Origin of the sequence: Roseateles sp. DB2, assembly GCF_051857535.1 — a bacterium.
Lineage (GTDB): Bacteria > Pseudomonadota > Gammaproteobacteria > Burkholderiales > Burkholderiaceae_C > Roseateles_B.
In genome coordinates, this window is sequence record NZ_JBPZGY010000004.1 from 377,587 (window position 1) to 397,076 (window position 19,490).

Below are 19,490 nucleotides of genomic sequence, written 5' to 3' on the forward strand. Positions count from 1 at the left end.
GCTCAGTTGTAGAGCGTGCCAGCGTTGACGATGGGCTGGGTGTCCTTGTCGGAGCACAGCACCACCAGCAGGTTGGACACCATGGCGGCCTTGCGCTCGTCGTCCAGCACCACGATCTCGCGTTCGGACAGGCCCTTGAGCGCCGACTCCACCATGCTCACCGCACCGTGCACGATGCGTTGGCGGGCGCTGATGATGGCCTCGGCCTGCTGGCGGCGCAGCATCACCTGGGCGATCTCGGGGGCGTAGGCCAGGTGGGTCAGCTTGGCGTCCAGCACCTCCACGCCGGCAGCGGCGAAGCGTTCCTGCAGCTCGGCCTTCATGGCTGCGGCCACCTCGTCCTGGCCGGCGCGCAGGGTGGTCTCGCCGTGGGCGAGGTCCTCGCCGTCGTCATAGGCGTAGAGGTTGGCGGTGTGGCGCAGCGCGGCCTCGGCCTGGATCTGCACATAGGTCTCGTAGCTGTCCACGTCGAAGAGGGCCTGGGCTGTGTCGCTCACGCGCCAGACCACGGCGGCGCTGATCTCGATGGGATTGCCGCGCTTGTCATTGACCTTCAGTGTGGGCGAGACCAGGTTGCGCGAGCGCAGGGAAAGGCGCTGCTTGCCGGCCAGGGGATTGGCCCAGCGCAGGCCCGGTTCGCGGTCCGTGCCAATGTAGCGGCCGAACAGGGTCATCACCCGGCCTTCGTTGGGCTGCTGCATGTACAGGCCTGCACCGACGAAGACCGACAGCACCATGCTCAGCACGGCCCCGATCAGGTGGTGGGCCACGACGGCCATGAAGGCGGCCAGGCCCCACAGCGCCAGCATGCCCAGCAAGGCCAGGTAGCCGTTGGTGGCGTGGGCGCGGCGCTCGGCCGTGGGGGCTTGCTGCGTGATCGAACGGACTGTGCTCATGAGGCCCTCCTGTGAATTAATGTGATATCACTTTAATTCCAGAATTGCTGTCTTGGCAAGTCCCCTTCGCCACGCAGCGCACATGCCCCCGCGTTCAGAGATTCGCCGCGAACAGGCGTTTGAGGAAGAGCTGCTTGAAGCTGTGCGCCTGGTCCAGGCCCAGGCGCTCCAGGTAGGCCTCGGGCACTTCGGGCAGGCCTTGCAGGCTGCGCAGGACCAGACCCACCAGCTCCACGGGATGGGTGCTGGCGTGCTTGAGCTTCTTCAGGGCGCGGACGATCTTGAGCTCGTCCTCCGTGAGGTCAGTGCCGAAGGGGAAGTCCGGCAGCAGGCCCTCATTGCGCCAGGGGCGCAGCAGCTCGCGCAGGGCCTCGGGTCGGTTGCAGCGCCAGGCATCCGGAAGTTGCCAGTCGGCGGCGAGCTTGCCGTGGGCCTGGGCTTCGCGCACCAGCTCGTCCTGGAAGCGGGAGTCGGCGATGCGGATCAGGGCCTGCACCACCTCGGTGTCGGTCCTGCCGCGCAGGTCGGCCACGCCGTATTCGGTGATGACGATGTCGCGCAGGTGGCGCGGGATGGTCACGTTGCCGTAGTTCCAGACGATGGAGCTGGTGAGGCCGTGGTGGTTGTCATGTGTGGCGCGCAGCATCAGGATGGAGCGGGCATCCGGCAGCGCATGGCCCATGGCAACGAAGTTGTACTGGCCACCCACGCCCGAGACCACCTGGCCTGATTCCAGGGCGTCCGAGCCGGCCGCGCCCAGCAGCGTCATCTTCATGGTGGTGTTCATGAAGCGGGCGTCGCGGCGCTGCAGGCGCTTGAGGCGCTCGCTGCCCAGGGCATCGCCGTAAAGCTCGTTGATGTAACCGATGCGGGTCATGGCGATCTGCTCGCGCAGGGGCTCATCCAGCTCGCGCAGGGTCTGGTAGAAGTCCCGAGGGCCCAGGAAGAAGCCACCATGTAGAAGGGCAGTCTGGCGCCAGCTTGTACCCAGCACCGCGCTCCAGGCCTGGAGGGTCTCGCTGCTGCCCAGTTCGGTAGGCAGCGTTCGTGCGGCCTCCAGCGTGAGGGTCTCGCTCAGCAAGCCCTGGCTTTGCCAATGCCGCAGTGCCGGGGCGTCCAGCGGCAGGGGCAGGGCGCCCAGGGTTTGCAGGGCCAGCAAGGTGCCCACGCTGGGGGTTTCGCTGAGCGCCCCTTCGAGCGCCAGGGTCTGCAGGGCCTCGTCCTGGAAGACGCGTCGTTTCACGATGCCGGCCCGGATCAGCTGCAGCAGGCCGTTGACGAACATCTCCGAGCAGCCATAGAGCCCCTGCTCGAAGGGCGCCAGCTCGCGTGTGGCGATGCCCTCCAGCGCGAGGCCGGCCAACATCTGGCGGAAGGCTGCCGGCCGCGTCTGTCGCACGATCAGGGCTTGAGCGATGGCGTCGCCCAGCGAGCCGATGCCGATCTGCAGCGTGCCGCCGTCCTTGACCAGGCTTGCGGCGTGCAGGCCGATGGCGTAGTCAGCCCAGCCGATGGCGGCATTGGGTGGAGCGAAGAGCTGGTGGCTGGTCGCGGGCGTCTCGACCAGGAGGTCCGCCAGGCCGGCGGGGACCACGGCAGGGCCGGTCATGAAGGGCAGCTGGCGGTTGATCATCAGCACAGTCAGCGGCTTGCGGCCCTGGGCGGCCAGGCGCTCGATGAGGTCCAGGCTGAGGTCCGGATTGCAGGAGAGGGACAGCTGCCGCCCGCCCGCGTCTGCCTCGTCACCGCGGCAGGCCACGGCCTGCAGGATGAGGTTGACGCCGTGGCTCATCATGTCCCGCACCACGAAGCTGTAGTTGGTGCAGACGAAGCCCTGCTGCGCCAGGGGGTTGCCCAGGTAGTCGCCGGTCTTCAGGAAGAACTCGTGGACCTCGATATTGGGCGGCAGCGCCTGCGCGCGGTGGTCCTTCACGTAGTCGAGGTCCGGGTAGTCGGCGAAGACCCGCTCGACCAGCGGACCCAGGAACTGCTGCTCCAGCTCACTCTTGCCCACCGGCTTCTCCAGCGACAGCGCGGTGAATATCTTCAGCCGACGCTCGGGCAGGTGGCTCACGCGACGATACAGGGCGTTCACCAGGGGGTTGGGCTTGCCCAGGCCCAGGGGAATGGCCATGACGATGTCGCCGGGCACCCGTTCGAGGATCAGATCGACGGCCCGCTCCAGGTCTTGGACAAGCGGGGCCGTACTGGCGAGGTGGGGGCTGAGGGGGGATGTCACGGAAGGTCTCCTCTGTTTGGCTGCAGTGTCTGCGCAGCCTGTTGTCAGTGGCTTGATATTTGGCAAGACATGACGTTGGTGACCGTCCCGCGCAAGGGGGGATTGCCGGGGCCCCTTGATCATGGTGCGAGGTGTCTGGAGGTGCGCGGAGTGTGCTGCAATATCGCCTGCAGTTTTCCCTGCCACTCCTTGCGCACCGCCCGCCTATCCGTTCATGTCCACGCCGCCGCCAGACCTCGAACACGATGCCCCCGCCTGGCTCCCCTGGTTCGGGCATTTCGTGACCCGCCGCGGGCTGTGGGCCGGCTTGACGCTGTTGTGCCTGACGGTCTGGCTGCTGGCGCTGGGGCTGTCCCAGTTGCTGATCACGCTGATGGGGCGTGGCGACCGGCTGGTGGCCACACTGTGTGCCTCGGCCTGCGCGCTGCTCATCACCGGGGTGTTCGGCTACCTTTTCCTGCGCCTGGTGCAGTTCCAGGACCAGACCCGGCAGCGGGTGAGTCACCACGCCACGCTGGATCCGCTCACCGACACCTTCAACCGGCGGCATTTCCTGCAACTGGTCGACCGCGAATGGTCCCGCGCCAAGCGCTACAACATGGATTGCGCCATGCTGCTGATGGACGTGGACCATTTCAAGCGCGTCAATGACACCCACGGTCACCTGTGTGGGGACCGGCTGCTGCGCGAGATCGCCCGCGTCAGCGGCGAGACGCTGCGGCAGGCCGACGTCCTGGCTCGCTTCGGCGGCGAGGAGTTCGCGGTCTTCCTGCCGCACACCGACCCCCTGGGCGCGCTGGACGTGGCCGAGCGCATCCGCGAGCGCGTGGAGCAGCTTCACTTCAGCTGGGAGGAGCGCGACGTGCCGGTGAGCGTCAGCCTGGGCGTGGCCTCGCTGCAGTATGAGCACCTGACCCTGGATCACCTCATCCACGACGCCGACGAAGCCCTCTACAGCGCCAAGGCCGCCGGCCGCAACTGCGTGCGGGCCAAGCTGGGGCTGCAGCCTGGCCATTCCAGTTACGCCCACTGAGGTCTCTGCGCCAGCGCGCTGACCACGTCCCCGATCAGCGCCCGATCAGCGACCCAGCAGGCGCTGGAGCTGCGCCAGGAGATGCAGCGGGGCTTGCGGTGACTGGCAGTCCAGCACGATGCGCCGCGGCATGGACCGCAGCCAGGTGATCTGGCGCTTGGCCAGCTGGCGGGTGGCCGCGGCGCCACGTTCCTGCAGCCCGTCGAAGCGGTCGGCGTCCAGGGCCTCCCAGGCCTGGCGGTAGCCTACGCAGCGCATGGAGGGCAGGCCCAGGTGCAGGTCGCCCCGGGCACGCAGGGTGCGGACCTCATCGACCAGGCCCTGGTCCAGCATCTGGGCAAAGCGCTGCCCCAGGCGCTGGTGCAGCCAGGCGCGGTCTTCGGTCTCCAGTGAGATCAAGGGCCAGTCCACGCCCGGGCTGCGCTCCTGCTGGGCATGCAGCTGGGACATCGTCTGCCCGCTGAGCTGCCAGACTTCCAGGGCACGCTGTATGCGTTGTGCGTCGTTGGGCGCCAGGCGCGCGGCGGTCACCGGGTCGATGCGGGCCAGCTCCTCGTGCAGGGCCGGCCAGCCCTGCTCGGCGGCGCGGGCGTCGAGCTCGCGGCGCACGGCTTCGTCTGCCTGGGGCAGGGGCGAGAGGCCGTCGAACAGGGCCTTGAAGTAAAGCATGGTGCCGCCCACCAGCAGGGGCAGGCGGCCGCGCGCCAGGATCTCTGCGGCCAGTTGCTGCGCACTGCGCGCGAACTCGGCGGCGGAGTAGGCCTCCAGCGGGTCGATGATGTCGATCAGGTGATGCGGCACTGCCGCCATCTCGGCCGCCGAGGGCTTGGCCGTACCGATGTTCATGCCGCGGTAGACCAGGGCCGAGTCCACGCTGATGATCTCGACAGGCAGGTACTCGGCCACCTTCAGCGCACAGGCAGTCTTGCCGGTGCCGGTAGGGCCGGCCAGGCAGATGGGCTTGAACTGCATGGCCGCCGGGGTCAGAATTTTTCCCAGGGCGCCAGGAAGCGCCACTGGCCGACGGGCAGGTGGCCCAGCGGGATGCGGCCGATGCGCACGCGCTTGAGCGCCGTCACCTTGAGGCCGACAAGCTCGCACATGCGGCGGATCTGGCGCTTGCGGCCCTCGCGCAGCACGAAGCGCAGCTGGTCCTCATTGGCCCAGCTGACCTTGGCCGGCTTGAGCTCCACGTCGTCCAGCATCAGGCCATGGTTGAGCAGGGCCAGGCCTTGCTCGTCCAACTGGCCGGATTCGTTCTTCACGCCGTTGATGCCCACGTACTCGACGCGCACCAGGTATTCCTTCTCGATGGTGGAGTCGTCACCGATCAGCTGCTTGGCGATGCGACCGTCCTGGGTCAGCACCAGCAGGCCGGTGGAGTCGATGTCCAGGCGGCCCGCAGGCGCCAGGAAACGGCTGTGGCCAATGTGGTACTTGATGCCGGCGGGATCGTCCTTCCAGTGGGTGTCGCTCTTGACCAGCACGGCGGCGGGCTCGTAGCCGTCCTCGGCCTGGCCGGACACATAGCCGATGGGCTTGTGCAGCAGGATGGTGACGCGCTGGGCCTGCTGCTGGCGGGCGGCGGGGTCGACCTCGATGCGGGCCTCGGGGCCCACGCGCTCACCCAGGGTGGCCAGGTGGCCGTCCACCTTGACCCAGCCGGCGGCGATCCATTCGTCGGCCTCGCGGCGCGAGGCCAGGCCCAGCTCGCTCATGCGCTTGGAGAGGCGCTCGCCCTCGGCGCTGTTGCTGCGTTCAGGCGCGGGCTGCGGCGTGCGTGGGGGCTGCTCGGGATGCGATCGCAGCGCGGTCTGGCGGCGCTGGTCGGGTCGGGCCGCGGCATCACGGCCGCGCACTGGACCGCGCTCTGGGCCGCGGTGCTCAGCGGCCTGCTCGTTGCGACGCGCAGGGCGCTGCTGGCCCCAGCCCTGGTCCTGGTCGGCATGGCGACGGGGGCCTGGGCCGCGATCATCACGCGCGCCATGGCCGCGCGAGGGCTCATGGTGTGAGCCATGCGGGCGGCGCTCGTCCGGGCGGCCTGCGCCATAGGCCTTGCGCTGCTCGCCGCGAGCGGGGCCACGGAATTCTCCGCGGCCTTCACCTCGGAAGTCGCCCCTGAACTCCCCCCGGGGATCGCCCTTGAGTTCCCCCCGGCTGGGGCCGCGGTCACCGCCGCGAAAGTCAGGGCGACCTGGTCCGCGGCCATCACCGCGGCCATCACCGCGACCTTCGAACCGGCCCCCAGAACGGCTTTCAAAGCGACCGTCGTCGCGGCCCTCGTAGCGATGACCGGCACGACCGTCGCCCCGGCCTTCGAAGCGGCGCTCGTCGTCTCCGCCGCGCGACCAGCCGCCGGGGCGATCGCCCCGATCAGTGCGATCACGACCCGCCGGGCCTTCGCCGCGGAAGGGCTTGCCGCCGGGTCTGCCAGGCTTGGCCCCGAAGCCGGGCTTGGCACCGGGCTTTCCGGGGCGGTCCGGCCGGCCCGGACCTCGCCCGTCATCATGGCGCTGCCCCTGGGACTGCGCCGTGCGGCGCTCCTCGAAGGCAGCCTGGCGCTCGGCACGCTCGGTCTGGGCCTGGGCGAGGGTGGGCCGGGGGCGGGAGACGCCGCCGCCGCGCACGGGAGGGCGGCGCTCGCCGGTCTTGCCCGTCTTGGTGCTGTCACCGGCGGGCTTCTTCTTCAGGGTCAGGGTGGCCATGAACGACTTTCTATGCAAGGGCGTATTGGACCATGGACAGGCCCTGGATACGGGTTTTCCTTGCCTCAGCGCCCTCGCAGGAAGAGCGCATCGAGTTCACGCAGGGTCAGTTGGCGCCAGGTGGGGCGGCCGTGGTTGCACTGGTCGGCGCGCTCGGTGCGCTCCATGTCGCGCAGCAGGGCGTTCATCTCGTCCAGGGTCAGCTGGCGGTTGGCCCGCACGGCGCCGTGGCAGGCCATGGTGGCCAGGATCTCGTGCTGGGCGCGCTCGATGGCATGGCTGGCATCGAACTGGGCCAGCTCGGCCAGCACGCCACGGGCGAGCTCGACCACATCGCCGTCTGCCAGCAGCGCCGGGCGCGAGCGCAGGGCCAGCACCTGGGAGGAGAGCGGGGAGATGTCCAGCCCCAGCGTATGCAGGGTCTCGGCCTGTGCCTCGGCTGTGGCGATCTCGGTGGGCGTGGCGGCAAAGGTGACGGGGATCAGCAGGGGCTGGGTCTCGATCCGGGCCTCGCCCAGTGCCGCCTTCAGTCGCTCGTAGACCACGCGTTCGTGCGCTGCATGCATGTCCACGATCACCAGGCCCTGGGCGTTCTCGGCCAGCACATAGACGCCCTGGATCTGTGCGACGGCGCGGCCCAGGGGCCAGTCGCCCGCGGGCAGTGGGCTTGGCGCGGGCATGGCCGCGGGGCTTGCAGGGCTTGCGGCGGGCGCTGCAGGGATGGCGCGGTCCGGGGCATACAAGGCCTGGACCTCGCCCAGGCCCAGGCTGGATTGAGTGTTGCTGCGCCAACTGGGCGTGCCGCCGTAGAGGCGGGGGGGCTCGGCGCGAGGCTGCTCAGGCGCGGAGGACTGGAACCAGGCCGGCGGCTGGCCCGGGGCCGGGCGCTCGCCAGGCACGGCGGCGGCAAAGGCAGCGGCGGCCTGCGGGCTGCTGAGTGCATCGCCTGGCGTCTCGCCGGCCTGCGCGCGCGACAGGGCCAGCGCATCCTGCACGGCGTAGCGCACCTGCTGGTGGATTTCCCGGCCGTCGCGGAAGCGCACCTCGATCTTGGTGGGGTGCACGTTCACATCCACCCGGTCCGGGGCAATGTCAATGAAGAGCACGTAGCTGGGCTGGCGGCTGCCATGCAGCTGGTCCTCGTAGGCGGAGCGGATGCCGTGGGCGATGAGCTTGTCACGCACATAGCGGCCGTTGACGTAGACGTACTGCATGTCCGAGCGGCTGCGAGCCGCCTCGGGCAGGCCGGCGCGGCCGTAGATGCGCAGCGGGCCGGCCTCGGCATAGACCGTGCGGCTGCTGCCGAAGAAGTCCTCGCCCAGCACGTCCAGCAGGCGCTGCTCGGCCGAGCCTGCGCGCCACTGCTCCACCAGCTTGCCTTCGTGCCACACGGCAAAGCCCACGTCGGGTCGGGCCAGGGCATGGCGGCGCACGGACTCCAGGCAGTGCGCCAGCTCGGTGGCGTCGGTCTTGAGGAACTTGCGGCGGGCCGGGGTGTTGAAGAAGAGCTCGCGCACCTCGACGCTGGTGCCACGCGAGCGGGCCGCGATCTTCAGCTCGCCCGAGCGCGCTTCCAGGCGGTGGGCATGCGGCGTGCCCTCGCAGCGTGTGGCAATGGCCATCTCGGCCACCGAGCTGATGGCCGCCAGGGCCTCGCCGCGAAAGCCCATGGTGGCCACCGACTCCAGTTCCTCCAGCGAGCGGATCTTGCTGGTGGCGTGGCGCTTGAGGGCCAGGGGCAGTTCCTCGGGCGGGATGCCGCCGCCGTCATCCTCGACCACGATGGCGCGCACGCCGCCGGCCATCAGCTTGACGTTGATCTGGGTGGCGCCGGCATCCAGGGCGTTGTCCACCAGCTCGCGCACTACCGAGGCCGGGCGCTCGACGACCTCTCCCGCGGCGATCTGGCTGATCAGTTCGTCGGGCAGTTCGCGGATGGCGCGACGAGGAACATCCTGGTGGGGCGGCAGGCTGGGCAGGGCAGGGGGCGGCATCTCTGACATGGCGACGGATTCTACGGAGGTGGTGATCGCATCCCCGCGAGGCCGCCATAATCGCCCGCCATGGAAATCCTCGCCCTGCTCATTGACTTCATCCTGCACGTCGACCGCTACCTCAACGACTTCGTGCTGGCCTACGGAACCTGGATCTATGCCCTGCTGTTCCTGATCATCTTCGTCGAGACCGGTCTGGTGGTGATGCCCTTCCTGCCGGGGGACTCGCTGCTCTTCATCGTCGGTGCCATGTGCGGTGCGGGCATGCTGGACCTGAAGCTGTCCATCGGCCTCATGGTGGTGGCCGCGGTGGCGGGCAACCAGACCAACTACGCCATCGGTCGCTACTTCGGCCCCAGGGTCTTCCAGTGGGAGAACTCCCGCTTCTTCAACCGCGCGGCCTTTGACAAGGCCCACGAGTTCTATGAGCGCCATGGCGGCGTTGCCCTGGTGATCGGCCGTTTCATGCCTTTTGTGCGCACCTTCGCGCCCTTCGTCGCCGGTGTGGCGCAGATGAGTCGCCGCAAGTTCACGGCCTACGACGTGGGCGGCGCCCTGTTGTGGGTGGTGGGGGTGACTTGTGTCGGTTACTTCTTCGGCAACGTACCCTGGGTGAAGCAGAACCTGGAGAAGATCATCTGGGCGATGATCGTCATCCCAGGCCTGCTGGTCATCGCGGGCGGCATTCGCGGCAAGCTGCGCAAGCCGGCCTGAGCAGGGCCACAAATGGATCGAAACCCGGGCAATCCCCGGGTTTCGGCTTTGAGAGTCGGCTGCCTTCGAACCCCGGGTGGCCTCGCATGCAAAGACGGAGACAACACAAGATGAAGACCTTTGCCCTCACGCCCCTGAACTGGGCCCTTGCCGCGGCGGCCTCGCTGCTGTCCCTGCACGGCGCCGCACAGGCAGAGACCCTGCTGCTGCGCCAGCCCAGCGTGTCCGCTGACCGTCTGGCCTTTGTCTATGGCGGCGACATCTGGGTCGCCCGGCGTGACGGCAGCGAGCCGCGCCAGCTGACCAGCCAGGCCTCGGCGGAGTACGCCCCCAAGTTCTCGCCGGATGGCCGCTGGATCGCCTTCACGGCCAACTACGACGGCAATCCCGATGTGTATGTGATGTCGGCGGAGGGCGGCGAGCCCCGGCGCCTGACCTGGCACCCGGGGGCGGACATCGTCAACGGCTGGAGCCCGGATGGCAAGCGCGTCCTCTTTGCCTCGGCCCGCGAGGTGGCCAATAGCCGCAGCAACCAGCTCTACGAGGTGCCGGTGCAGGGCGGGCCTGAGCGCAAGCTGATGAAGGCCGTGGCCTTCGAAGGCAGTTGGAATGCCGATGGCGAGCGCCTGGCCTATCGCCCCAACCGCAAGGCGCATGATGGCGCGGCCGGCTGGCGCCTCAGCCGGGGCGGTGCCACACCGCCGATCTGGGTCATCAATCTCAAGACTCAGCAGCTGGAGAAGGTCCCCCACATGCGGGCCACCGACCACACCCCGCTGTGGCATGGCGACGAGCTGGTCTTCATCTCCGATCGCAACGACGGCGCCGCCAATCTGTACAGCTGGAACGGCAAGACCCAGCAGCTGCGTCAGCTCACCCGCAGCAAGAGCTGGGACGTGCGCAGTGCCGGCCTGCATGGCAGCACGGTGGTCTACGAGCTGGGGGGCAGCCTGCACCAGCTGGACCTCAAGACCGGGCAAGACCTGACCCTGCGCATCACGCTGCCCGCGGCTGGGGCCCAGACGCGCGAGCAGTGGAAGGACGTCAGCCGCCAGCTGCAGGGAGCGCAGCTCTCGCCCACTGGCAAGCGCGTGCTGGTGACGGCGCGCGGCGAGGTCTTCAGTGTGCCGGTCAAGGATGGCGTGACCCAGAACCTCACCGGCAGCTCCGGCGTGCGCGAGAAGGATGCTCTCTGGCGCCCTGACGGCAAGCAACTGGCCTGGCTGCGCGACGCCGGCTTCAAGCACGAGCTGGTGCTTGCCGATCCTGCGGCCGGCGGCAAGCGCGAGGCCCATGCGCTGCCGGCGGGCTACTTCACGCTGCTGGAATGGTCGCCGGACGGCAAGCGCATCGCCCTTCAGGACAACCACCTGCAGCTCTACGTCTACGAGACCGAGGCCAAGGCCCTGAAGCCGGTGGCCAAGACGCCGCGCCGCAGTCAGTTCGACGTGAGCTTCTCGCCGGACAGCCGCTGGCTGGCCTACACCATCGTCGGTGCCAACCAGCTCAGCCAGATCCACCTGCACGACTTCCAGACCGGCCAGGAGCACATGCTCAGCGACGGTCTGGCCCATGCCGTCTCGCCGGCCTTCTCGCCCAAGGGCGATCTGCTGTACTTCGCGGCCTCGGTGAATGCCGGCCCGCGCCAGGTGGGCCTGGACATGAGCGTGGAGGACCAGCCGCTGCGCCTGGGCCTTTACGCGGCCGTGCTGTCCAGCGAAGGCCGTTCGCCGCTGTGGCCCAAGACGGCCGAAGAGGAAGGCCCAAAGACCGAAGCGAAGGACGGCAAGGACGGCAAGCCCGAGGCAAAGTCTGATGCCAAGCCGGAGGCCAAGGGCGACGCCAAGCCGGATGGCAAGGCTGACGACAAGGCCAAGCCCTCCACCAAGCCCACCCGTATCGACATCGCCGGCCTGCAGCAGCGCTTCGTCCCGCTGCCGGTGCCTGAGCGCTTCTACATGGGCCTGATGGCCGCGGTCGATGGCAGCCTCTACTACCTGGACCGCCGCCAGCAGGGCGTGGCCAATGAAGGTCCCGAAGCCGATGCCGGTGCTCAGGCCGAGCTGTTCCGCTTCGACATGGAAGAGCGCAAGCCCAAGTCCATCAAGGCCGGCCTCAATGGCGCCAGCCTCAGTGCTGACGGCAAGAAGCTGCTGCTGGAGCTGCCCAAGGGCAAGCTGGAAGTGGCAGATGCCGGTGACAAGCCCGATCCCAAGGCCCTTGACCAGAGTGGCCTGCGCGCCCGCATCCAGCCGCGCGAGGAATGGCAGCAGATCTTCAACGAGGTCTGGTGGATGGAGAAGGAGTACTTCTACGCGCCCAATCTGCATGGTCTGGACTGGGATGCCGTCTACAAGCGCTACCAGCCCCTGCTGGCCCATGTGCAGCGCCGCGAGGACCTCAACGAGATCCTGACGGACATGATTGGTGAGTTCCAGGTTGCTCACAACAATGTGGGCGGCGGGGACGTGCAGTCGGATGCGCCCGTCAGCGTAGGCCTGCTGGGCGCCGATGTGGAGCCGCATGAAGGCCGCTGGCGCCTGTCCAAGGTCTATGCGGGCGACCGCTGGAATCCCTTCCTCAAGGCGCCTCTGGCCATGCCGGGCCTGAACGTGAAGGCGGGTGACTACGTGCTGGCCGTCAACGGCCAGCCGGTGGACGCCGGCCAGAACTTCTTCCGCGCTTTCGAAAACACGGCCGGCAAGCAGACCACGCTGACTCTGGCCGACAACCCACGCGGCGAGAAGAGCCGCCAGGTGGTGGTCGAGCCGGTCAGCCGCGACGCCGGGTTGCGCCAGTGGGACTGGATCGAGTCCAACCGTGCCCATGTGGCCGCCAAGACGGGCGGCAAGGTGGGCTACATCTACCTGCCGGACACCGGGCGCAACGGTTTCGAGTACTTCAACCGCCAGTTCTTCGCCCAGTCGGACAAGGAAGCGCTGATCATCGACGACCGCCGCAATGGTGGCGGCCATGCGGCCAACTACATCCTGGATGTGCTCAAGCGCCCCTATCTGTCGGGCTGGAAGGACCGTGACGCCATGGTCTTCAACACGCCTGGCAGCGCGGTCTATGGCCCCAAGGTGATGCTTATCGACCAGGACGCCGGTTCCGGTGGCGACTACCTGCCCTGGGCCTTCAGGCGCTTGGGCCTGGGCCCGCTGATCGGCACCCGCACCTGGGGCGGGCTGATCGGCATCTCGGCCAATCCGCCGTTGATCGACAACGGCTTCCTGACGGTGCCTTTCTTCCGATTCTTCACGCCGGACGGCGAATGGCGCATCGAGAACGAAGGCACGGTGCCGGACATGGAGGTGGATCTGGACCCCGTCGGCGTCAATCGCGGCCATGACAGCCAGCTGGAGGCCGGCATCGCCGAGGTGATGAAGCGCCTGGCCAGCTACAAGCCAGTGGACCTGAAGAAGGCACCGGCCCTGCCGACCGAGCTGGGCAAGTGAGTGAAGGGCCCGTGACAGCCAAGTTAAACCCTGATGCCGGTTGAGTATGTTGAAAATATACTGATCGCCACGTGCCGCAGTTCTGTCCATGCAGGCTGCGGCACTTTCACATCCGCACCCAGCAGCCGAACCCACCGCTCCGCACATCAGGTGCCCCTGCCTGTACCGCGGATGACTCACAGAAAGCCTTTCATGCGTACACCCACGAGCATCCCCTCCGCGCCGCGCCGCCGCTTGGTGCAGCTGCTTGCCCTGTCCACCCTGTCGCTGGCCGTCGCGGGCAGCGCGCAGGCGGCGGACGCCGCCTATCCCGCCACGCAGAAGCGCCCGGTACAGGACCAGTTCCATGGCACGACCGTCAGCGAGGACTACCGCTGGCTGGAGGACTTCGAGAGCCCCGAGGTCAAGCAGTGGGTGGCCGCTCAGAACGCGCTGACCCGCGCACGCCTCGATGCCATCCCCGGCCGTGAGGCCTTGGCCGCACGCATCAAGGAGCTGGTCATGACCCGCCCCACCGGCTACGGCAGCCTGGGTCGCTACGGCAAGCTCTGGTTTGCCATGAAGTACGAGCCCGGCCGCCAGCAGCCGCGCATCGTGGTGATGGACAGCCCCGACAAGCCGGGGACCGAGCGCGTGGTGCTGGACCCGGTGCAATTGGCCGCCGACGGCAGCCTGGCCATCGACTGGTTCAAGCCCTCGCCGGACGGCAAGCGCCTGGCTGTCTCGCTCAGTGAGAAGGGTAGCGAGCGCGGCAGCCTGCACCTCTATGACGTGGCCAGTGGCAAGCCCGTCGACGTGGTGATCCCGCGCGTGCAGTTCCCCACCGGCGGCGGCTCCGTCAGCTGGCAGGCCGATGGCAAGGGTCTGCTCTACACCCGCTACCCGGCACCCGGCGAGCGTGCTGAGGGCGATGCCATGTTCTTCCAGCAGGTCTGGAGCCACCGCCTGGGCGAGCCTCTGTCCAAGGACCGCCGCGTGCTGGGCGAGGGCTTGCCGCGCATTGCCGAGACCTTCCTGGCCAGCGGCCCCAAGGGTCTGCAGATCGCCCAGGTGCTCAACGGCGACGGCGGCGAGGAGGCCTTCTGGCTGCAGCAGCACGGCGGGCGCTGGCAGCAGCTCTCCGGCTTCCAGGACGGTGTCAAGGGACTGCAGGCCGCGGCCGATGGATGGCTCTACCTGCTCTCCACCCAGGGCGCGCCCAAGGGTCAGGTCTTGCGCCTGAAGCTGGGCCAGCCCCTGGCGAAGGCCGAGGTCCTGGTGCCCGAGGCCGAGGGCACGCTGACCCAGTTCAAGCTGCTGGACGGCCAGCTCTACCTGAGCTACCTCCTGGGCGGCCCCTCGGAGCTGCGCCGCTTCGACCTCAAGACCCGCAAGAGCGAGGTCCTGCCCCTGCCGGCCATCGCCAGCGTGGACGCGCTGGTGAAGGGTGACAAGGGCGAGTTGCTGGCCTCGGTGCAGAGCTACACCCAGCCCCAGGCCTGGTACCGCGTGCACAAGGACGGCCACCTGGAAGTCACCGCCCTGGCCCAGAAGTCCAATGTTGACTTCAGCGACGTGGAGGTGCTGCGCGAGTTCGCCACCTCCAAGGACGGCACTCGCGTGCCGCTCAACATCCTGCGCCCCAAGGGCATCAAGCTGGATGGCAGCAACCCCGTGCTGCTGTACGGCTACGGCGGCTACAGCGTCAGCCAGACGCCGGGCTTCAACGCCCTGCGCAAGGTCTGGCTGGAGCGCGGCGGCGTGATGGTGATCGCCAATCTGCGCGGCGGCGGTGAGTATGGCGAGGCCTGGCACCTGGCGGGCAACCTGACCCGCAAGCAGAACGTCTTTGACGACTTCATCGGCGCGGCCGAACACCTGATCGCCCGCGGCTACACCAAGCCCGAACGCCTGGCCATCCAGGGCGGCAGCAACGGCGGCCTGCTGATGGGGGCTGCCCTGACGCAGCGGCCAGAACTGTTCCGCGCCGTGCACGCCTCAGTAGGCATCTACGACATGCTGCGCGTGGAGCTGGACGCCAACGGCGCCTTCAATATCACCGAGTTCGGGACGGTCAAGGACGAGGCCCAGTTCCGCGCCCTGCTGGGCTATTCGCCTCTGCACAAGGTCAAGGACGGCACGCGCTACCCGGCCGTGCTGTTCACCACGGGGGACCACGACGGCCGCGTGAACCCCATGCAGTCCCGCAAGATGGTGGCGCGCCTGCAGGCGGCGCAGTCGGCCTCCATGGCTGAGCGGCCCATCTTGCTGCGCACCAGCGCCAATGCCGGCCACGGCATGGGCTCCTCGACCAGCGAGGTCATCGCCGAGCGCACCGACAGCTACAGTTTCCTGATGGACCAGTTGGGCATGCCGCTGCAGAAACCTTGAGCGAACGAGGCCGGACTGCCACGGCGGGCCGGCCCTGTCTTGTGGCGTTCAGGTCAGGCTGCGGTTGCGCGCCAGCGGCGGATTCTTCGCGAAATAGCGCGAGATGCCCGTGGCGATGGCCTCCACCAACTGCGCCTGGTAGGCCTCGCTGCTGAGCTTGGCCTCTTCCTCGGGGTTGGAGATGAAAGCGGTCTCCACCAGGATGCTGGGGATGTCCGGCGCCTTCAGCACCGCGAAGCCGGCCTGCTCGACCCGCGGCTTGTGCAGCTTGCCCACACGGCTGATCTGACCCAGGACCTCCCCGCCCAGCTTGAGGCTGTCCTTGATCTGGGCGGTGGTGCTGAGGTCCAGCAGGGTGCGCAGCACCGAGGCGTCCTTGACCTTTGTGTTCACGCCCCCAATCAGGTCGGCGGCATTTTCCTTGTCCGCCATCCAGCGGGCGGCCGCGCTGCTGGCGGCGCCGTCGCTGAGCGCGAACACGCTGGCACCCCGGGCCTGCGGCGTGAAGAAGGCATCGGCATGCAGTGAGACGAAAAGGTCCGCCTGCACACGGCGGGCCTTGCGCACGCGCTCGTGCAGGGGCACGAAGAAGTCGGCGTCGCGGGTCATCATGACCCGGATGTTGGGCTGCTTGTCCAGCCGGGCGCGCAGCTTGAGACCGATGGCCAGCACCACGTCCTTTTCCTTCAGACCGCTGGGGCCTACGGCGCCCGGGTCCTCGCCGCCATGACCAGGGTCCAGGGCGATGACGATGAGGCGGTCCAGCTGCTGCTTGGTCATGGCGGGTGGCGGCAGCGGGGCAGGGGGCTGGGCGAGGACAGGCGGCGCGCTGGCCGCGGGCAGGCGCCCGGGGGCCGAGGCGGGTTGGGCGGGCTGGGCAGGCGGGGAGGTGCGCGTGGGTGATGTGGATTCGGGCTTGTCCAGCTTGGCGATCAGCTCGCCCAGGGCGTCCTGCACCGACTGCGCCGCGGCCTTCTCGGCGGCCTCTTTCTCGCGGATCAGTACCAGCAGCGGGTCACGCTCCTGTACGGGGTAAAGGTCCAGTACCAGTCGGTGTTTGTAGGCCGCCACCGGCTGCAGAGTGAAGACCTGCGGCGCTACCGCCTGCTTGAGGTCCAGCACGATGCGCACCACGCGCGGCTGGTTCTGGCCCACGCGCAGGCCCTCGATGAAGGGATCGTCCGAGCGCACCTTGCCCAGCAGCTCGCGCAGCCCCGGGCTGAGGTCCAGGTCGTCGACGTCGATCACCAGGCGGTCCGGCCCGCTCACCAGGCTGTGGCGGGCGACCAGGGGCTTGTCGGATTCGATGGTGATGCGGGTGTAGTCCTGGGCCGGCCAGATGCGCACCGCGACGATAGTGGCAAGACCTGGCCCCGCCAGCAGCTGCGTCGGCGCTTGCAGCATCAGGGCCATGCCGCCCATGCGGCGCAGTGCCGAACGGCGTTCGGCAGACAGGGCAGGGCGGCTCATGCGCCGGCTCCCGGGGCCAAGGCAGCCAACAGCGACTGCCCCAACGGCGTGTGGGCGTCCATGCGCAGATGGCGGCTGTCGTCGTCGGCCATCGTCAGGTGCAGGGCCAGGTCCGGCACGGGCAGCATGCCAGCGGCTTTCTCGGGCCACTCTGAGAGCTTGAGGCCGGGGCTGGTGAAGACCTCGCGGAAGCCGGCGTCCTCCCACTCGCGCGGGTCGCCGAAGCGGTAGAAGTCGAAATGGCTGACGACGCCCGTGCCGCCGTGCTCGGCCAGCTCATAGCTTTCCATCACGGCGTAGCTGGGGCTCTTGATGCGGCCCTGCACGCCCAGCGCACGCAGCAGATGGCGCACCAGCGTGGTCTTGCCGGCGCCCAGGCTGCCGTGCAGCTCGATGGAGGCGTTCATGAGGCCCGGGGCCCGTGCCAGGTCTTGCGCGAAACGTTCGCAGGCGGCCTCGTCCGGCCAGCGCAGCTCGCGGGTTTCTAGAATGGCCAAATGCAGCAAACTCCCCAGAAGACTCTCGACCCCCAGGCGGTCATGCAGCAACTGCAGGCCTGGGCGCATGAGCTGGGATTCTCACAGATTGGCGTGGCCGATATCGACCTCAGCAGTGCCGAGGCGGGGCTTCTGGCCTGGCTGGAGGCCGGATTCCACGGCAGCATGCACTACATGGCCAGCCACGGCCTCAAGCGCGCCCGGCCGGCAGAGCTGGTGCCGGGCACCCTGCGCGTGCTGACGGCGCGCATGGACTACCTGCCCGCCGCGCTCGGCCCCGAATGGCGTCGCATCGAGTGGCAGGGCCTCGCAGACCCCTTGCGCGCCCAGGTGTCGCTCTATGCGCGGGGCCGGGACTATCACAAGGTCCTGCGCCAGCGCCTGCAGCAGTTGGCGGACCGGCTGGGGCAACTGCTAGGCCCCTTCGGCCACCGAGTCTTCACGGACTCGGCGCCGGTGCTGGAGGTGGAGCTGGCCTCGCGCTCGGGCCTGGGCTGGCGCGGCAAGCACACGCTGACGCTCTCGCGCGACGCGGGCTCCATGTTCTTCCTGGGCGAGATCTATGTGGATCTGCCGCTGCCCCTGAGCGCGGCCAACAGTGGCCACTGCGGCCAGTGCCAGGCCTGCCTGGAGGTCTGCCCCACGCAGGCCATCGTCGAGCCCTACCGGGTCGATGCGCGCCGCTGCATCTCCTACCTCACCATCGAGCACGACGGCGCGATTCCCCTCGAGCTGCGCCCGCTGATAGGCAACCGCATCTACGGCTGCGACGACTGTCAACTGGTCTGCCCCTGGAACAAGTTCGCCCGCCGCAGCCCGGTACCTGACTTCGACACCCGCGAGCAGTTCACTGCGCCGGGTCTGCTGCAGCTGTGGTCATGGACGGAAGCCGAGTTCCTGCGCCGTACCGAGGGCTCGGCCATCCGCCGCATCGGCCACTGGCGCTGGCGGCGCAATCTGGCGGTGGCCATGGGCAATGCCCTGAGGCAAGACCTGTCCCCCGCGGATCGGCAGGCCCTGCTGGCGGTCCTGGCGGCGGCCCTGCCCGAGGCGGATGAGGTGCTGGCCGAGCACCTGCGATGGGCTAGCCTGCAAGCCGGGCCTGGACCAGCAGCCACAGCGGCAGGCTGACCATCCCCAGCAGGGTGGACAGCGTGATCAAACCCGCCACAAAGGGGCCGTTTCCGCCCATGCGCACCGCCAGCACATAGCTGCTGGACGCCGTCGGCAGGGCCGCGAAGGCCATCAGCATGGAGGCCTGCGCGGCTGGCAGGGCGAGGCCCTGGATCAGCGCCAGCGCCACCAGTGGCAGGGCCGCATGGCGGATGAAGAGCAGGGCGCCCGCCAGCCCCGGCGCATCGCGCAGGGCGCCGAAGCGCAGGCCCGCGCCCACGGCCATCAAGCCCAGGGGCAGTGCGGCCACGCCGATTTTCTGCAGGCTCACGGCAGCGGGCTCAGGCAGGCGCAGGCCGCTGAGATTGGCGATGAGCCCCAGCACCGTCGAGACGATCAGCGGATTGCGCACCAGCTCCCTCAGATAGCCATGGCCGCCATGCCGGGCCAGCGGCCAGACGGCCGCCACATTCGCCAGCGGCACGCACAGCGCGATCAGCAGGGCGATCCAGGCCACGCCCTGCGCCCCCTGCAGGCGCTCCGCCAGTGCCAGGGCCACGAAGGAGTTGAAGCGAAAAGCCACCTGGGCGCCCGAGGCATGGTTCTGTGCATGCATGCCAGGCCACAGCCTCAGGGCATAGGCCAGGACTACGCCGCTGAGCAGCACCGCCACGCCGGCGCCGGCCAGGGCCAGGGTTTCGCCCGGCCGAAGCTGGCTGCGGGAGATGGAGTTGAACAGCAGCACCGGAAACAGCAGGTAGTACACCAGCCGCTCCACGCTGCTCCAGACCGGGCGATCCAGCGAGGTGTAGCGGCACAGCGCGAAGCCGACGGCGATCAGCAGGAAGTCGGGGAGCAGGAGCAGCAGGTCGGGCATGGATCCAGTGTGCCAGGGTGGCCTTGACATGGGCCTTGCAGCGGCAGCTGTTGCCGTGATGACGCGCAGTACTGACGCCAGGGGCCGGCCACTTTCTCGGTCACTTCCCTGCCCGTGGGGCAGC

General features: G+C 68.6%; 13 protein-coding genes. 5 read left to right on the forward strand and 8 right to left on the reverse strand.

Translation table 11 applies throughout. From position 1 onward, the window contains the following. Window positions 1-2: 2 nt before the first annotated feature. Both ACS5PK_RS09040 and ACS5PK_RS09045 read right to left on the reverse strand, forming a co-directional pair. The gene (locus tag ACS5PK_RS09040) at window positions 3-896 is read right to left on the reverse strand and encodes an SPFH domain-containing protein (RefSeq protein ID WP_439439906.1); all 894 of its coding nucleotides are present in this window, start codon (window positions 894-896) and stop codon (window positions 3-5) included. 94 nt (window positions 897-990) lie between these two features. Beyond that, window positions 991-3,135 carry an acetyl-CoA hydrolase/transferase C-terminal domain-containing protein gene (locus ACS5PK_RS09045; protein ID WP_439439907.1) on the reverse strand — a complete coding sequence of 715 codons (2,145 nt, stop codon included), beginning with the start codon at window positions 3,133-3,135 and terminating at the stop codon, window positions 991-993. A gap of 214 nt (window positions 3,136-3,349) precedes the next feature. Here ACS5PK_RS09045 and ACS5PK_RS09050 point away from each other — a divergent pair, with 214 nt between their 5' ends. Continuing rightward, window positions 3,350-4,168, forward strand: coding sequence for a GGDEF domain-containing protein (locus tag ACS5PK_RS09050; protein ID WP_439439908.1), 819 nt, complete (start codon window positions 3,350-3,352; stop codon window positions 4,166-4,168). A gap of 45 nt (window positions 4,169-4,213) precedes the next feature. Here ACS5PK_RS09050 and miaA read toward each other — a convergent pair whose 3' ends face one another. The 3 genes from miaA to mutL form a co-directional block, all read right to left on the reverse strand. After that, complete coding sequence (miaA, locus tag ACS5PK_RS09055) at window positions 4,214-5,140, reverse strand: tRNA (adenosine(37)-N6)-dimethylallyltransferase MiaA (RefSeq protein ID WP_439439909.1); 927 nt, start codon at window positions 5,138-5,140, stop codon at window positions 4,214-4,216. A gap of 11 nt (window positions 5,141-5,151) precedes the next feature. Beyond that, window positions 5,152-6,873, reverse strand: a complete 1,722-nt coding sequence (locus ACS5PK_RS09060; protein ID WP_439439910.1) for a pseudouridine synthase — start codon at window positions 6,871-6,873, stop codon at window positions 5,152-5,154. 65 nt (window positions 6,874-6,938) lie between these two features. Then, window positions 6,939-8,876: a DNA mismatch repair endonuclease MutL gene (gene mutL, locus ACS5PK_RS09065; RefSeq protein ID WP_439439911.1), complete on the reverse strand. Its 1,938-nt coding sequence runs from the start codon at window positions 8,874-8,876 to the stop codon at window positions 6,939-6,941. A 60-nt stretch (window positions 8,877-8,936) separates the two neighbouring features. Between mutL and ACS5PK_RS09070 the strand changes: the two genes are divergently transcribed. The 3 genes from ACS5PK_RS09070 (at window position 8,937) to ACS5PK_RS09080 (ending at window position 15,409) form a co-directional block, all read left to right on the forward strand. After that, entirely contained in the window at window positions 8,937-9,581 is a 645-nt protein-coding gene (locus ACS5PK_RS09070) for a DedA family protein (RefSeq protein ID WP_439439912.1), read from the forward strand. 110 nt (window positions 9,582-9,691) lie between these two features. Further along, entirely contained in the window at window positions 9,692-13,039 is a 3,348-nt protein-coding gene (locus ACS5PK_RS09075) for a S41 family peptidase (protein ID WP_439439913.1), read from the forward strand. Between the two features lie 192 nt (window positions 13,040-13,231). After that, the gene (locus ACS5PK_RS09080) at window positions 13,232-15,409 is read left to right on the forward strand and encodes a prolyl oligopeptidase family serine peptidase (RefSeq protein ID WP_439439914.1); all 2,178 of its coding nucleotides are present in this window, start codon (window positions 13,232-13,234) and stop codon (window positions 15,407-15,409) included. A 48-nt stretch (window positions 15,410-15,457) separates the two neighbouring features. On the opposite strand, the gene ACS5PK_RS09085 is transcribed toward ACS5PK_RS09080, so the two are convergent. Together ACS5PK_RS09085 and tsaE are read right to left on the reverse strand one after the other, a co-directional pair. Beyond that, window positions 15,458-16,879: an N-acetylmuramoyl-L-alanine amidase gene (locus ACS5PK_RS09085; protein ID WP_439439915.1), complete on the reverse strand. Its 1,422-nt coding sequence runs from the start codon at window positions 16,877-16,879 to the stop codon at window positions 15,458-15,460. Beyond that, window positions 16,876-17,382, reverse strand: a complete 507-nt coding sequence (gene tsaE / locus ACS5PK_RS09090; protein ID WP_439440000.1) for a tRNA (adenosine(37)-N6)-threonylcarbamoyltransferase complex ATPase subunit type 1 TsaE — start codon at window positions 17,380-17,382, stop codon at window positions 16,876-16,878. The genes ACS5PK_RS09085 and tsaE overlap by 4 nt, the downstream gene beginning before the upstream one ends. On the opposite strand from tsaE, the gene queG reads away from it, so the two are divergent. Further along, window positions 17,377-18,507, forward strand: coding sequence for a tRNA epoxyqueuosine(34) reductase QueG (gene queG, locus ACS5PK_RS09095; RefSeq protein ID WP_439439916.1), 1,131 nt, complete (start codon window positions 17,377-17,379; stop codon window positions 18,505-18,507). The genes tsaE and queG overlap by 6 nt on opposite strands. Here queG and ACS5PK_RS09100 read toward each other — a convergent pair. Next, window positions 18,461-19,366, reverse strand: coding sequence for an AEC family transporter (locus tag ACS5PK_RS09100; RefSeq protein WP_439439917.1), 906 nt, complete (start codon window positions 19,364-19,366; stop codon window positions 18,461-18,463). The two genes, queG and ACS5PK_RS09100, sit on opposite strands and share 47 nt — an antisense overlap. Between the last annotated feature and the right edge of the window lie 124 nt (window positions 19,367-19,490).